The sequence below is a fragment of the Oceanobacillus sojae genome, from assembly GCF_900162665.1.
GTDB classification, from domain to species: Bacteria; Bacillota; Bacilli; order Bacillales; family Amphibacillaceae; genus Oceanobacillus; species Oceanobacillus sojae_A.
Window position 1 is genome coordinate 574,059 of the sequence record NZ_LT727809.1, and the last position, 14,447, is coordinate 588,505.

Here is a 14,447-nt window from a genome sequence, read left to right on the forward strand (position 1 = left end):
TAGAGACAACACGAAGGAGGAAATTTTGTAACATGAGTACGATATGGGTAGTATTAATTGCAATTGCAGCTTTAGTTGCTGGTGTTGCTCTTGGATTTTTCATTGCCAGAAAATATATGATGAATTATTTGAAAAAGAATCCGCCGATTAATGAGCAGATGCTTCGTACATTGATGATGCAAATGGGCCAAAAGCCGTCGCAGAAGAAAATTAATCAAATGATGCGGGCGATGAATAACCAAAATCAGTCTGGGAAATAATTTATAATTATTTTATGGACAAGCACTAAAACCACTTTTTTAGAAGGTGGTTTTTCTTATTGGCAAAAATGCTTAGTATGCAGCAGAAAAGGTTAAAATAAAATCTCCTCAGTCATCTTTTTAAATTATTAACGTAAAATGTATAGAGATTGTCATAAAATAATCTTTTATTTTTGTATTTCTCTGTTAGAATAGAAATGATTGATAGGGGGATTATCATGGAGGAAATTAATATTTTCTTGGCTTTTTCAGCTGGATTTCTTTCCTTTATTTCACCTTGTGTTCTTCCGCTGTATCCTGTATTTCTTTCTTATATTACGGGGATGAGCATGAATGAAATAAATCAGGATAACAGAAAACTTGATCGAAAAGCAATTTTACATACGATATGTTTTCTAATCGGTTTTTCAAGTATTTTTATAATGATTGGTTTTTCGACAACGTATATTTCTGATTTCTTGAATATGTATCAAAATGAAATAAGACAGATTGGTGCTATTTTAATTATCTTTTTTGGATTGGTTATTGTCGGGGTATTAAATTTTCAATTTCTCATGAAAGATCGGAAAATACAATTTAAAAACCGTCCGGCAGGGTATTTGGGATCTATTATCATTGGCATGGCATTTTCGTTAGGGTGGACACCATGTACTGGGCCAATTCTAGGCATTGTATTTACACTGGCCGCAACAAGCCCAAATATGGGATTGATTATGATGACCAGCTATATTTTAGGATTTTCTATTCCTTTTTTAGTACTGGCCTTCTTTATCGGCAAATTAAAATGGTTTAAAAAGCACAGCCAGAAAATGGTGAAAATCGGCGGCTGGATTATGATTTTAGTAGGAATTGCATTGTTTTTTGATTGGATGACAAAATTAACTGGATTTTTAGCAGGATTATTCGGCTTTAGCGGGTTTTAAATGCTTTCAAATAACATCATTTCGAGTTATGATTAAAAGAAAGATGTTAAATTTGAAGAAGGAAAGCATCGAATAATTTTTTGAGAGATGCTTGCCAGAATTTAGAGAAAAGAGTTGTTAGGAATGTATTTAGCACTTGCAACTACGGCCGTTTTTGCATTTATGGCAATTGTGATGATATTTGTACGTATGCGTGCTTCCAGAAGACCGGCATCTGTAAAAAAGATTATTCTGCCGCCGTTTTTTATGAGTACAGGGGCGCTGATGTTCTTATTTCCGATGTTTCAGATAAGCTGGCTGCAAGTTGCAGAAGCGCTTATTGTAGGAATGATATTTTCTATTTTTTTAATTAAAACATCAAAATTAGAGCATGAAGGAGACCATGTTTATGTTAAGCCATCAAAGATGTTTCCTGTCATTTTGGTCAGTTTGCTGGTGATCCGTATTATCATTAAACTGATTATTGGTACAAGCATCTCTGTTGGTGAAACATCCGGTATGTTCTTTTTACTTGCTTTAGGAATGATAGGAACATGGAGATTGGCTATGCTTTATCAGTATTTACAATTAACAAAAAAGCAAAGTGCAGAAATTTAAGCACTTTGCTTTTTGTTTATGAAAATCATTTTTTATTAGGATATACTTATTTATCCTAGAGATTTGCAAACTATGATTTCTTTTGCTTATATTTTTCTTCCCAATTCTCCTGATAATTGTCTTTCGACTGTTGGAAAAAATCTTCATAGGGCGCAACATCAATATTTTTTTCTTTCAGTTTTTTGCGGAGAAATTTATGATCTCTTTTTGGTGTTGCTAAAATATATCCTTCAATTAATGTCGGACGAGTAATGGAATCCTCCTTTTTTTGAATGGATAATTCGCCAATTTTACTGGCAATTCTTTGTCTGGCCACATCTCTGAACAATTCAGGGACCGGTGAAACCAGCTCTTCCAAGAAGTCTTTTTCTGTCTGAGACCATTTATGTAATGTCTGTTCAAAATAATATTCTTCCCAATCCATAATGGACCGTCCGTCCTCTTTCGGCAGCCGCTTTAAGAACTTTCGAAACATAAAATACCCACCGATTGCCATCAAACCTATTAATAAACAGCCCCACATTATAACAATAAGTGATATCATCGTACACCTCACCTTAATCTCACAAGAAAAATTACGAATATTGCTAATTATTATAAACTATCAATTTATTTTTTTAGAAAATTGTAGTAACATTAACTTAACCATTGTCATCATTCCTTACTTTTATATTATAAAGTTAATAAGAAATATACACAAGTATTCATAATTGTTTCGTCATAATCATACATATTATTTATAATAATTTCTGGAAGGAGCATGGGTATGGATAAAAAACCAAAAAATGAACTGCCTAATGGCTTACAAAGTTCTGAAAGTCGTCATAATTTACACCCCGATGCAACGCTTTCAGCAGCCATTGTTTCATGGCTGAGTAAGAAAATTGAAGGAATTGTGGTAGCATTCAAACGAAGCGGTGAAATAGAATATATCAGCGATTCTGTCTATAGAATACTTGGCTATGAACCAAAAGAAGTAATCGGGACAACGTGGAAGGATGCTCCAATCAGAATAGATTCTGAGATTACAACACAGTTTTTGACTGATGACAAAGTGAAACAAAAAAATCTGTTAATCGATATTCCTAATAAACAAGGAGAAGAAATATCTTTTTCCTGTGAGTTAAATTATACTTTAACGGGAATAGATACAGAAAAAAGAATTTTGGCTTATCTGGAGAAAAAAACAGAAGATTCCATGCTTGAGGACTTGATGATCCGTTCAGAGAAGATGAATGTAGCGGGCCAGCTGGCCGCAAGCTTAGTGCATGAAATTCGTAATCCGCTTACGTCCTTAAAGGGGTTCTTGCAATTACTCCAGGCCGGCGCCCAGCATAAGGAAGAATACTTTAATGTGATGATTGAAGAGGTTGAAAAAATCGAATCAATTACATCAGAATTATTATTTATTTCGAAGCCATTGACAGATAATCGTTCTAAAGAAGAAGTAACAAGTATGATGCAGGATGTAGCAATGTTATTACAATCCCAGGCGAATCAAAAGAATATTCAAATCCAGCTGCAAAGCAGTACAAATGCACCGGTTCTTTGTGATCGTTCTCAAATTAAACAAGTTCTAATTAACCTGGTGAAAAATGCAATTGAAGCCATGGATCAGCCCGGGCAAATTATTGTGAAAGCAAAAGAAAATGAAGATAAAATAAAAATTTCCGTTATTGATGAAGGCTGCGGGCTGCCGGAAGAAGTTCTGCACCGGCTTGGAGAACCTTTTTTTACAACAAAATCATCTGGAACAGGACTGGGGCTGTTAATTACCAAAAAAATTCTCAGTAACCATGATGCGGATTTTCATATGTATAATAATGAATACAAAGGAAGTACTTTTGAAATTATTTTTCCAAAAGCTGATAATGAAACGGATTTATAAAATTATTTTTGACGGTTATGTTGTCCTTTTCCAAACCATTAAGAGGATATGCAGCACTCATATTATTTTCACTATCAATAAATTAGGGATTGTATAAGTTAGACTTATCTCTTGGCATAACTTTTTACTATCTACTATTTAACAATAATTATTTGTTTTATTTGCTAGATTCCTATATTATATACTATGAACAGTCTATTTATTTGAATAGCAGAATTGATTAAAAAAAGTAATACCTCCCTGTGAAAAGACGGGGAGGAGAGGAAATGAAAGGGGTAACACAATATGTCGAACACAAATGCGTACAATGCAAAAAAGCAGTTCGAGCTGAACGGTAAAACGTATAATTATTACCGTTTAAAGGATTTGGAAGAAGCAGGATTAGGCAAGGTGGACCGTTTGCCATTTTCTATCCGTGTTCTTTTAGAATCTTTATTAAGACAGCATGATGGACATCAAATTAAAAATGAACATGTTGAATCACTGGCAAACTGGGGAACAGATAAGGCTACAGGAGCAGATGTACCTTTTAAACCTTCCCGTGTTATTTTGCAGGACTTTACAGGAGTTCCTGCAGTTGTTGACCTTGCTTCCCTTCGTAAAGCAATGGTAGACCTTGGCGGAGAACCGGACAAAATCAATCCGGAAGTTCCAGTAGACCTGGTTATTGACCATTCTGTACAGGTTGACCAATACGGAACAGCGGATGCGTTACGTGCAAATATGGAATTGGAGTTTGAACGTAATGCGGAGCGTTATCAGTTCTTAAACTGGGCTCAGAAAGCATTTAATAACTATCGTGCGGTACCGCCGGCAACAGGTATTGTTCACCAGGTAAACCTGGAGTATCTTGCTGATGTTGTACATGCGCTTGAAAATGAAGACGGCACTTACGACACGTTCCCTGATACACTTGTAGGAACCGATTCTCACACAACAATGATCAATGGTCTGGGTATTCTGGGCTGGGGTGTCGGCGGAATTGAAGCGGAAGCAGGCATGCTTGGACAGCCTTCTTATTTCCCTGCACCGGAAGTAATCGGTGTGAAATTCACTGGTTCATTCCCGAATGGTACGACAGCGACTGACCTTGCATTGAAAGTAACACAGGTATTGCGTGAGCAAAATGTAGTCGGTAAATTTGTAGAGTACTTCGGACCAGGTCTAAAGGATATGCCATTAGCTGACCGTGCGACTATTTCTAATATGGCGCCGGAATACGGTGCAACTTGCGGATTCTTCCCAATCGATCAGGAATCGCTTGATTATTTGAAATTAACCGGGCGTGACGATGAGCTGATTGCAACTGTTGAAAAATACTGTAAAGAAAATAATTTATGGTATGACGCAGATGCTGCTGATCCTGAATACACACAAGTAATTGAAATAAATCTTTCAGAGTTAGAACCGAATCTTTCCGGACCAAAACGTCCGCAGGATTTAATTGCGCTTTCTAACATGAAAAAAGAATTTAATAAAGCAATTACTGCAAAAGAAGGAAACCAGGGATTTGGATTAGATAAAGCTGAATTTGATAAAGAAATTGAAATCAAGCATCCAAATGGTAAAACTTCTGTTATGAAAACAGGAAGTCTTGCTATTGCAGCAATCACATCCTGTACAAACACATCTAACCCGTATGTTATGTTAGGGGCAGGTCTTGTTGCGAAAAAAGCTGTTGAAAAAGGCCTGGAAGTACCTGAATATGTTAAAACTTCACTGGCGCCAGGTTCCAAAGTTGTAACACGTTACTTAGAAGATGCAGGTTTACAAACGTATTTAGATAAACTTGGCTTTAATCTTGTAGGTTATGGATGTACAACATGTATCGGTAACTCTGGACCATTACGTGAAGAAATTGAAGAAGCTATTGCTGAAAGTGATTTAATTGCGTCTTCTGTATTATCAGGTAACCGTAACTTTGAAGGACGTATCCATCCGCTTGTAAAAGCGAACTACTTAGCTTCACCGCCGCTTGTAGTTGCATATGCACTTGCAGGAACAGTGGATATTGATCTGACGAAGGATGCTCTTGGTAAAGATACAGAGGGCAATGACATTTATATGTCTGATATCTGGCCGACACTTACTGAAATCAAAGAAGAGGTTCAGAAAGTAGTTACTCCGGAAATCTTCCGCAAAGAATATGAAAATGTATTTAATTCCAATGAAAAATGGAATGAAATTGATACAACAGATGAACCGTTGTTTGAGTGGGATGAGGAATCTACTTATATCCAAAACCCTCCATTCTTTGAAGGGCTGACTCCGGAAGCGGGCACGGTGGAACCGCTCAGCGGATTACGCGCTATCGGATTATTTGGCGATTCTGTAACAACAGATCACATTTCTCCGGCAGGTGCAATTGCAAAAGATATGCCAGCAGGCAAGTACTTGCAAGAAAAAGGAGTTTCACCTAGAAACTTTAACTCTTATGGATCCCGTCGCGGGAACCATGAAATCATGATGCGTGGTACGTTTGCTAACATCCGTATCCGTAACCTGTTAGCTCCTGGTACAGAAGGCGGTTATACTACTTACTGGCCAACTGGTGATGTAATGCCGATCTATGATGCTGCAATGAAATATCAGCAGGATGGAACAGGTCTTATTGTTATGGGCGGAAAAGATTATGGTATGGGATCATCCCGTGACTGGGCTGCAAAAGGTACCAATCTATTAGGAATCAAAACTGTTATTGCTGAAAGCTTCGAACGTATTCACCGTTCCAACCTTGTTATGATGGGTGTATTACCATTGCAATTTGAAAAAGGTCAAAACGCTGAAAGCTTAGGTTTAACAGGTAAAGAAACATTTGCGGTAGACGTTGATGAATCTGTAAAACCGGGTGACCTGGTCGATGTAACTGCAACAGATGAAGCTGGTAAAGTAACTTCATTTAAAGCAGTAGCCCGTTTCGATAGTGACGTAGAAATTGATTACTATCGTCATGGCGGTATCTTACGTATGGTACTGCGTGAAAAAGTAAAAGCATAGCAGCCTGCTGCTTTATAAGAAAGAGAGTCTTGCTGTAATCAGGCAAGGCTCTTTTTCTATGCTTTTCCCAGGGCTCTATTCTTTACAAATTTCAAGTTCCTCTTTACGATAGAAGAAGGAAACCAATTAATTGGGATGGTAGGAGATAAGAAGTGTATAAACGGATATTTGCCCTTGCCTTATTATTAGTGCTTGTGGGGATTGTTATTGCAAATATTGTGCAGAACCGAATAATGGACAATACTGCAGGTGGAGAAGAAGAACCAGTTCTTATAGACGATGGTACTTCCGGACAGGGTGCTGCCATTGCTCCTGCTGAAAGCGCCGGAGTAGAACCTGGTGAACAAGCTCCTGATTTTGAACTCGAGACATTAGAAGGAGACAGCTTTCGGCTTTCAGATTTGGAGGGGAAGAAAGTAATTTTGAACTTCTGGTATTCCTGGTGTCCTCCTTGTATAGAAGAAATGCCTGAGCTTCAGAAATTTTATGAGGACTATCAGGAAGAAGTGGAGGTAGTCACTGTTAATCTGACTGACGTTGAAAACAGCGTATCCGACGCGGAGACATTTATCAAGGAACATGAATATACGTTTCCTGTACCTTTAGATAAAGATAATGCTGTGTCTGATCAATATGTTGTCTATGCGGCACCGACTACATATTTCATCGGAACAGATGGGAAGATACAGCATCCAAGAAAAATGGGTCCAATGGATTATGAATATATGGAGGAAATGGTTCAAGAAATGAATTGATTGCAGGAAGCAAGAGGAGGAAGAATGCTTGTTAATTACAGAAACACCAATAGAAGTAAGATATCAGGAAACCGATCAGATGGGTGTCGTCTACCATGCGAATTATCTGGTATGGTTTGAAATCGGGCGTACAAAGTTTGTAGAAGCTTTAGGGCTTAACTATCATCAAGGGATGGAGCAGCATAATGTTGTTTCCCCTGTAATAGATGCACAAATTTCATATAAACATGCCGTTCGCTATGGTGAAAAACCAGTAGTAAAAACCTGGCTGGAGGCTTATGATGGTTTACGTACTGTTTACCGCTATGAAATTTTAAATGGAGCTGGAGATTTGGCTGTCACTGGTACAACAACCCATACGATTGTTGATAAAGATACCTTTCGACCGTTGTCAATCCGCAGAAAATTTCCTGACTGGCACGCTGCATATCAAGATCAGCTCAAGAAAGAGGAGTAGGAATGGCTTTTGGATTAAAAAGAGAAGAATTAAACCAGTGGAAGCGCAATGTGCGGGCCGGACAGATTGATTTTATCACCCATTATTGGCTGGATGACCGTTTTCCCGGCTGTAATACAGTGACAAAAGTTGGCTGCAGTGATTTGGAGAAGCTAAAAGAGTGGGGGAGGAAGTATAATTTAGATGAATCCTGGATTGATTTAAAACCAGAATACCCTCATTTTGATTTATTTGGTGATTACCAATGGCAGATTTTAAAATCTGAAAACAGGCTGAATCAATTAGAAAGATTTAAATAACAAAAAGTGCAGGAAATTTAATCTCCTGCACTTTTTGTTTGTTATACGGTAATTTCATTCGTTCTTTTCAGGGTATTCAATTTTTGGTTCTTTTTTAGATTCATCATAAGACACAGATAAATTTGCTCCTTCAAAATACCAGTCATCGGATTCTTCAATAAAAAAATGGATACCTTCTACCGTGGTTGAAGCAATTTCGTCTTTTGGCGCCTCCGCTTTAATTCCAAGGGAAAAACCGGCAATTCTGCCGCCGACACCGCCATATCTTGGAAAGAACCGTACGTTCTTTTCGTTTTCTAAAGATAATTCTTCTTTATACCATTGTGCAGCTTGTTCTGATACTTTAATGTCCATTGTCTCTCTCCCTTTTATGAATGCTTTTTCTCAGATTTTTCTGGAACGTAATCAACCCCGCCTGGATGGAATGGATGACATTTACTAATTCTCTTTATAGTCAATATTCCACCTTTAAAAAATCCAAAACGTCGAAATGCTTCTATAGCATAGGCTGAGCAGGTAGGATGGAAACGGCAGGTTGCCGGTGTAAAAGGACTGATAGCAAGCTGGTAAAAGCGAATAAGTCCAATAAATATATATTTCATATTAAAATCAACCTTGTCCGTTGCGCTTATCATACGTAACAGAAGCAATTGCATCATGCATATGAATGGATTCTTCGTTACGGCAAGCTACATGAAATTTGAGAACAGAAGGCAATTCATAAAGATCTGCTGCAATTAAGCGGACCATATCCTCTACAAATCTCGGATTTTCGTAAGCCTGTTCTGTTACCATTTTTTCGTCCGGTCTTTTTAAAATAGGGTGAAGTCTGGCACTTGCATTACTTTCAGCAGCTTCCAGTAAAAGAACCTTCCAATCATCATCTTCATTCGAAAAATTGGACTCCAGCTCTGTTTCAATCGTCACATTGCCGCGCTGGTTATGAGCGCTGTATTCACTTATTTCTTTTGAACAGGGACATAGCGTCGTTATCTGTGCTTTTAAAGAAACATTGATTTGATAATCATCCTGTTTGGAATAACGTACAGAAGCAGATGCTTCCGCATGATTCAGCCCGGTAGCAAGGGTTTGCGGTGCTTCACGCTCATAGAACCAGGGAAAGCTTACAGAGACAGAGGCATCTTCCTGTTCCAGTTTATTTGCCAGATCCCTGGTAAACTGTTTCAGGTCATCAATGGAAACGGTAAAGCCTCCTTGATGATATTGCTCTAACAGCTCCATAAAACGGCTCATATTTGTGCCTTTACTATTGGCCGGGATGCTGGATGAAAATGTGAATGTCCCGATAGTTGTCTGTTCAAAAGGTGCTTGCCCGCTCAGAACACGGACAGGGTATTTTACATTTGCTATTCCAACAGTATCTAAATCAAAAAGAAAATCGCGTTTTACATTTTGTAAATCAGCCATTTTGCTTTTTTCAGTAGGTTTTTTTTTCTCACCAGGCGGGACAGAACCAAATAATCTATGTCTTTCTTCCTTAGATGGAAGTTTTTTTAATGAAATCGTGTCTATTTGCTGCATTAAAAAACGCCCTTTCTTGTAAACATCTGTAATACCTTAGATGCTTAAACAATCAAAATTATAACTAGCCACTAGTATACTGAATTCGGCTTAAATATTCAATTTATCGGCTTTCTACATCCACGTTATTTTAGGCTCTGTACCATTTTTTATTCGTTTAATATTCGCCCAATGACGATAGGTTACAAAAGCAGTTAATAAGAAGATAACAATCGTCAGTCCGATATCATTGAAAAACAAGGAAGTAAAAAAGGCAACAATTCCGGCAATCATGGATGAAAGTGATACATACTTTGATAAATATAATGATAATAAGAACGTTACAATCATGATAATAAACAGAAACGGATTAATTCCGAGAATCATCCCGCCTGATGTTGCAACTGCTTTTCCGCCTTTGAACTTAGCGAAAATTGGATAAGTATGACCTAAGACTGCTATAATACCAATGATTAAAGGATAAACATTTGCATCAAATAATTGAGGTAATAAAACAGCTGCAGTTCCTTTTAAAATGTCACCTATAATAACGATGCTTCCAGCTTTTATTCCAAGTACTCGAAAGGCATTGGTTGCGCCAAGGTTACCGCTCCCATGCTCACGAACATCTATTTTATATCCTGCTTTGCCAATAATTAAGGCAAATGGAATAGACCCTAAGAGATATGCGATAATCCCAAAAATAATATAATCCATACGTTCCCAACTCTCTTTTCCAAATTCTTATTCTATGCTCCTATGATTATTTTAGCATGAACCAATCTGTTTAAGTAAAAAATTTTTTAGAAAAGCTCATCTAAGCTGGTCTTTTAGCAAATTTATTTTTTGATGATACGTATCTTTATAAATTACTCTACTTCGCACTTTAAAAAGAAACTTCCTAGCTGCAGGAACAGGGGGATCATTTCTTCCATCTAACTCTTGACAAAGCATAAACTCTATCGACAAAGAAGGTAACGTGTGAGGCGACCGCTGCGGCGGACCGTTTTGCTTTCGACGTACAGGACGTACTAATGCAGGCGTTGCAACAGGACGTTGCGACTTTAGCCTGCCTAGGGGCACGATCTTCAGATGGTGCTGATCCCTCAGGAGTCAAAACGGTCCGCCTCCGCTAGCAGGGTGGGTTCTATACTGAAATAACTGGACAAATAAAAGGCAGATCTAACAGAACAAATTTTTTGTGTTAAATGGTAAACATGCCTAGTAATCCTTATTTCTGGTGCATGAAAGCTATTCTCGATATAAATTATTCCTGCTGTCATGATTTGAACTGCTGAAAATCATTTGAAACACTAGCATGATTGTTTATTTAGGCTGAAAAACGATGATTTCATCTAACTTCATCAGGATATTATTTCTTCCATGCGCTGTAGAAGCCTAACTGAGCGCAGACCAACCACGTAGACTCCTATGGGAACAGGGCGAGCTGAAGATCCACTTGAAAAGCGGGTTTCTTTTCAAGTTAGCTGAAGCCGTCCCCATGGAAAGCGTAGTGGTTGGTCGAAGCGGAGCTATACAACAATCTTCATTTCAGAATGATAATGAAGAACATGTTTATCCTGAAATAGGAAGGTATAGATGCTTATTCTTAGGTGCGGAAGTTGAGTAATTTATATAAAGTGAAAAATAAAGCTGTAGCAGGTTTTTAAATACGTACAATCGGGAATGATTTTACGAAGGGGGATTTACGATGATTACATTTGATGATATTACAAAAACATACCCGGATGGGACAACTGCTGTAGACCGTTTTAATCTGACGGTGGAAAAAGGTGAATTTATGACATTGATTGGTCCCAGCGGCTGTGGAAAGACTACCACGATGAAAATGATTAACCGTCTGATTGATCCGTCTGCAGGAACAATATACATAGATGATAAGCCGGTAAGCGAATACTCTATTCATGAATTGCGATGGAATATCGGTTATGTTCTGCAGCAAATCGCTTTGTTTCCTCATTTGACAGTTCAAGAAAATATTCAGGTGGTTCCGGATTTGCTGAAATGGAAAAAAAGTAAAATGCAGAAACGGACAGATGAATTATTGGATATGGTAGGACTAGATCCATCCATTTTCAAGAAGCGATATCCAGGAGAACTGTCAGGAGGGCAGCAGCAGCGGATCGGTGTTATCCGGGCTTTAGCTGCGGATCCTGATATTGTATTAATGGATGAGCCGTTTAGCGCACTCGATCCAATCAGCCGGGAGCAATTACAAATAGATATAAATAAATTACAAACAGAGATCAAAAAGACGATTGTTTTCGTTACGCATGATATGGACGAGGCGCTGAAAATGAGCGACCGTATCTGCCTGATGAAAGAAGGCAGAGTTGTTCAATGCGGATCGCCTGAACAGTTGATGAGACATCCTGAAAATGAATTTGTGGAAGAATTTATCGGGAATCGGCAGTCACCATGGCTGAAGCCGATTAAAGAAGTTATGAAGAAGGATGCCGCGTATTTTAGGGAGGACAATGCGAATGATATGATAGAACACAGAGATGCTTTTTTCATGCTTGTGGACAAGAACCAAATTTTAAAAGGAATTTTTGAAAATCAAAAGGAGCAGAAAGAAGCTGTGACGATTCCTGTCGAAAGTACAGTTGAGGACGCATATGCCATCATTCATTCCTCAAATCAGACTTATTTTCCGGTGGTGGAGGATAATCACAAAGCTGTCGGTGTTGTTACAAGTGATGAATTGCTTCAATACTTCTATCAGCAGGAAAAGGAAGGAGCAGGCATCTTATGAGTTCATTTATAAATGTGTTCCAGAATCGGCAGGATATGCTCCTCCAGGCTATTTGGGAGCATTTACAGATTTCTTTAATTTCACTGGGTATTGCTATTTTAATTGCTGTTCCATTAGGAATTCTACTGACAAGATATCCACGTGTTGCAGAGCCTATTATCGGCACATCTGCAGTCTTACAGACAATCCCGAGTCTTGCGGTGCTTGCCTTTTTGATTCCTTTTTTAGGGATCGGAATTCAGCCGGCTATTGTTGCGCTTGTACTATACGGCCTGCTGCCAATTCTCAGAAATACATACACCGGAATTGACGGGGTCGATCCGGCATTACAGGAAGCTGCCAGAGGGATGGGGATGAATACCAGGAAACAATTACTGAAGATAGAGCTGCCAATTGCGATGCCGGTAATTATGGCCGGTATTCGAACCTCCATGGTCCTTATTGTTGGTACAACGACGATTGCAGCTTTAATCGGTGCCGGCGGACTTGGAGATATAATTTTACTCGGCTTGGACCGTGGAGGAGACATCCCGCTCGTCTTATTAGGGGCAATACCCGCCGCTTTATTAGCTGTCATTCTTGATTTTATTCTCCGTTTATTTGAGAAGCTGTCTAAGAAATATGGAATGCAGGCTTTTGCAGCCATGTTATTGGTTGTTGTGCTTGTGCTTGCGATTCCTTTTATGATACCCAACAGCCAAAAAGGCGAAATTGTCATTGCCGGAAAATTAGGAGCAGAACCTGAAATTATCATGAATATTTATAAAATCTTAATTGAGGAAGAAAGTGATATTAAAGTTGATTTAGAGCCGAATCTTGGAAAAACAGATATGGTGTTTAACGCACTGGAGCAGGGAAGTATTGATATTTATCCGGAATTTACAGGAACCGTTATTGTTTCGCTGCTTGATGAACAAGCAGAGTCTAATGAAGCTGAGGAAGTATATGCACAGGCCAGAGATGGCATAAAAGAAGCATATAATTTGGAGCTTTTAGAGCCAATGCAGTTTAATAATACGTATACAGTATCTGTTACAAAAGAATTTGCAGAAGAAAATAATCTTAATGATATTTCAGACTTAAAGCCGATTGAAAATGAAATAACTGCCGGCTTTACATTAGAATTTAATGATCGCTATGACGGTTATGTAGGGATGCAGGAAGTATACGGACTGGATTTTAACGAAGTAAAAACGATGGATGCAGGGCTTCGGCAGGGCGCAATTTCTGGCGGAGAGGTAGATGTTATTGATGCATATGCAACGGACAGCTATATGGTAGAATTAGGATTGGTATCCTTGGGAGACTCTGAAAATTTATTTCCGCCATATCAGGGTGCACCGTTAATGCGGGCTGATACATTAAAGCAATATCCAGAACTGGAGGATATTCTTAATCAGCTGAGCGGGAAAATTACAGATGAAGAAATGAGAGAAATGAATTATCAAGTGGATTATGAGGATGCATCTGCAGAGGATGTAGCCAAAGATTACTTGATAGAAAATGGTTTTATTGAATAATTATAAAAGGAGGAATTATAATGTCCATTGAAAATCCAAGTAAAGAAAGGTTAAAAGAAATTCTGACAGGAGCAAAAACAATTGCAGTTGTGGGGTTATCTGCCAATCCAGAGAGGACATCACACCAAATAGCTAAAAGAATGCAGGAGGAGGGATATAAGATTATTCCTGTGAATCCGACTCTTGATGAGGTTCTTGGAGAAAAAGCCTATCACTCGTTAGCAGAAGTAGATGAGTCTATTGATATTATTAATGTTTTCCGCCGGCCGGAGCATTTAATGGATGTAGCAAAGGATGCTGTACAAACAGACTGTAAAATGTTTTGGGCACAGCAGGGGATTGTAAATGAAGAGGCTTATCATTATTTAAAGGAACATGATTTTGAAGTGGTAATGGACCTTTGTATTAAAGTGGTACATTCGGTGTTATTGAAGTAAAGACTTTATTTTTATAT

At 38.3% G+C, this 14,447-nt stretch carries 16 protein-coding genes; 11 read left to right on the top strand and 5 right to left on the bottom strand.

Annotation, left to right across the window (positions count from 1 at the left end):
- The first annotated feature begins 32 nt into the window (after nt 1–32).
- From BN1068_RS03160 to BN1068_RS03170, 3 genes are all read left to right on the top strand, one after another.
- Nucleotides 33–260: a YneF family protein gene (locus tag BN1068_RS03160; RefSeq protein WP_077601369.1), complete on the top strand. Its 228-nt coding sequence runs from the start codon at nt 33–35 to the stop codon at nt 258–260.
- Between the two features lie 218 nt (nt 261–478).
- Nucleotides 479–1,183: a cytochrome c biogenesis CcdA family protein gene (locus BN1068_RS03165; protein WP_077601370.1), complete on the top strand. Its 705-nt coding sequence runs from the start codon at nt 479–481 to the stop codon at nt 1,181–1,183.
- 123 nt (nt 1,184–1,306) lie between these two features.
- Complete coding sequence (locus tag BN1068_RS03170; protein WP_077601371.1) at nt 1,307–1,780, top strand: CcdC family protein; 474 nt, start codon at nt 1,307–1,309, stop codon at nt 1,778–1,780.
- A gap of 70 nt (nt 1,781–1,850) precedes the next feature.
- Here BN1068_RS03170 and BN1068_RS03175 read toward each other — a convergent pair whose 3' ends face one another.
- Nucleotides 1,851–2,324: a DUF2621 family protein gene (locus BN1068_RS03175; protein ID WP_077601372.1), complete on the bottom strand. Its 474-nt coding sequence runs from the start codon at nt 2,322–2,324 to the stop codon at nt 1,851–1,853.
- 222 nt (nt 2,325–2,546) lie between these two features.
- Between BN1068_RS03175 and BN1068_RS23910 the strand changes: the two genes are divergently transcribed.
- From BN1068_RS23910 to BN1068_RS03200, 5 genes are all read left to right on the top strand, one after another.
- Nucleotides 2,547–3,668 (top strand): ATP-binding protein, encoded by a 1,122-nt coding sequence (locus BN1068_RS23910; protein WP_254846688.1) that lies wholly within the window; start codon nt 2,547–2,549, stop codon nt 3,666–3,668.
- A gap of 285 nt (nt 3,669–3,953) precedes the next feature.
- On the top strand, nt 3,954–6,665 hold the full coding sequence (gene acnA, locus BN1068_RS03185; RefSeq protein WP_077601374.1) for an aconitate hydratase AcnA: 2,712 nt from the start codon (nt 3,954–3,956) through the stop codon (nt 6,663–6,665).
- A 152-nt stretch (nt 6,666–6,817) separates the two neighbouring features.
- Complete coding sequence (locus tag BN1068_RS03190) at nt 6,818–7,420, top strand: peroxiredoxin family protein (protein WP_077601375.1); 603 nt, start codon at nt 6,818–6,820, stop codon at nt 7,418–7,420.
- 28 nt (nt 7,421–7,448) lie between these two features.
- The gene (locus BN1068_RS03195) at nt 7,449–7,877 is read left to right on the top strand and encodes an acyl-CoA thioesterase (RefSeq protein ID WP_077601376.1); all 429 of its coding nucleotides are present in this window, start codon (nt 7,449–7,451) and stop codon (nt 7,875–7,877) included.
- Between the two features lie 2 nt (nt 7,878–7,879).
- Entirely contained in the window at nt 7,880–8,176 is a 297-nt protein-coding gene (locus BN1068_RS03200; protein ID WP_077601377.1) for a hypothetical protein, read from the top strand.
- A gap of 54 nt (nt 8,177–8,230) precedes the next feature.
- On the opposite strand, the gene BN1068_RS03205 is transcribed toward BN1068_RS03200, so the two are convergent.
- The 4 genes from BN1068_RS03205 to plsY all read right to left on the bottom strand — a co-directional run bounded on the left by BN1068_RS03205 (nt 8,231) and on the right by plsY (nt 10,414).
- Nucleotides 8,231–8,530, bottom strand: a complete 300-nt coding sequence (locus BN1068_RS03205; protein ID WP_077601378.1) for a HesB/YadR/YfhF family protein — start codon at nt 8,528–8,530, stop codon at nt 8,231–8,233.
- A gap of 14 nt (nt 8,531–8,544) precedes the next feature.
- Nucleotides 8,545–8,778 (bottom strand): membrane protein insertion efficiency factor YidD, encoded by a 234-nt coding sequence (gene yidD / locus BN1068_RS03210; protein WP_077601379.1) that lies wholly within the window; start codon nt 8,776–8,778, stop codon nt 8,545–8,547.
- Between the two features lie 7 nt (nt 8,779–8,785).
- The gene (folE2, locus tag BN1068_RS03215; protein WP_077601380.1) at nt 8,786–9,718 is read right to left on the bottom strand and encodes a GTP cyclohydrolase FolE2; all 933 of its coding nucleotides are present in this window, start codon (nt 9,716–9,718) and stop codon (nt 8,786–8,788) included.
- A gap of 114 nt (nt 9,719–9,832) precedes the next feature.
- Nucleotides 9,833–10,414, bottom strand: a complete 582-nt coding sequence (gene plsY / locus BN1068_RS03220; protein WP_077601381.1) for a glycerol-3-phosphate 1-O-acyltransferase PlsY — start codon at nt 10,412–10,414, stop codon at nt 9,833–9,835.
- Between the two features lie 994 nt (nt 10,415–11,408).
- Between plsY and BN1068_RS03225 the strand changes: the two genes are divergently transcribed.
- The 3 genes from BN1068_RS03225 to BN1068_RS03235 are packed head-to-tail and all read left to right on the top strand — an operon-like array spanning nt 11,409 to nt 14,430.
- On the top strand, nt 11,409–12,473 hold the full coding sequence (locus BN1068_RS03225) for an ABC transporter ATP-binding protein (RefSeq protein WP_077601382.1): 1,065 nt from the start codon (nt 11,409–11,411) through the stop codon (nt 12,471–12,473).
- A complete protein-coding gene (locus BN1068_RS03230; RefSeq protein ID WP_077601383.1) occupies nt 12,470–13,993 on the top strand; it encodes an ABC transporter permease/substrate-binding protein in 1,524 nt (507 codons plus the stop codon). Before BN1068_RS03225 ends, BN1068_RS03230 begins: the two co-directional genes overlap by 4 nt.
- Nucleotides 13,994–14,013: 20 nt before the next feature.
- Nucleotides 14,014–14,430 carry a CoA-binding protein gene (locus BN1068_RS03235; protein ID WP_077601384.1) on the top strand — a complete coding sequence of 139 codons (417 nt, stop codon included), beginning with the start codon at nt 14,014–14,016 and terminating at the stop codon, nt 14,428–14,430.
- Nucleotides 14,431–14,447: the final 17 nt, after the last annotated feature.

Bases quoted from the DNA above. Each gene is read 5' to 3' on its own strand.
- BN1068_RS03160 (WP_077601369.1), top strand. From the start codon at position 33: ATGAGTACGATATGGGTAGTATTAATTGCAATTGCAGCTTTAGTTGCT.
- BN1068_RS03165 (WP_077601370.1), top strand. From the start codon at position 479: ATGGAGGAAATTAATATTTTCTTGGCTTTTTCAGCTGGATTTCTTTCC.
- BN1068_RS03170 (WP_077601371.1), top strand. From the start codon at position 1,307: ATGTATTTAGCACTTGCAACTACGGCCGTTTTTGCATTTATGGCAATT.
- BN1068_RS03175 (WP_077601372.1), bottom strand. From the start codon at position 2,324: ATGATATCACTTATTGTTATAATGTGGGGCTGTTTATTAATAGGTTTG.
- BN1068_RS23910 (WP_254846688.1), top strand. From the start codon at position 2,547: ATGGATAAAAAACCAAAAAATGAACTGCCTAATGGCTTACAAAGTTCT.
- acnA (WP_077601374.1), top strand. From the start codon at position 3,954: ATGTCGAACACAAATGCGTACAATGCAAAAAAGCAGTTCGAGCTGAAC.
- BN1068_RS03200 (WP_077601377.1), top strand. From the start codon at position 7,880: ATGGCTTTTGGATTAAAAAGAGAAGAATTAAACCAGTGGAAGCGCAAT.
- BN1068_RS03205 (WP_077601378.1), bottom strand. From the start codon at position 8,530: ATGGACATTAAAGTATCAGAACAAGCTGCACAATGGTATAAAGAAGAA.
- yidD (WP_077601379.1), bottom strand. From the start codon at position 8,778: ATGAAATATATATTTATTGGACTTATTCGCTTTTACCAGCTTGCTATC.
- folE2 (WP_077601380.1), bottom strand. From the start codon at position 9,718: ATGCAGCAAATAGACACGATTTCATTAAAAAAACTTCCATCTAAGGAA.
- plsY (WP_077601381.1), bottom strand. From the start codon at position 10,414: ATGGATTATATTATTTTTGGGATTATCGCATATCTCTTAGGGTCTATT.
- BN1068_RS03225 (WP_077601382.1), top strand. From the start codon at position 11,409: ATGATTACATTTGATGATATTACAAAAACATACCCGGATGGGACAACT.
- BN1068_RS03230 (WP_077601383.1), top strand. From the start codon at position 12,470: ATGAGTTCATTTATAAATGTGTTCCAGAATCGGCAGGATATGCTCCTC.
- BN1068_RS03235 (WP_077601384.1), top strand. From the start codon at position 14,014: ATGTCCATTGAAAATCCAAGTAAAGAAAGGTTAAAAGAAATTCTGACA.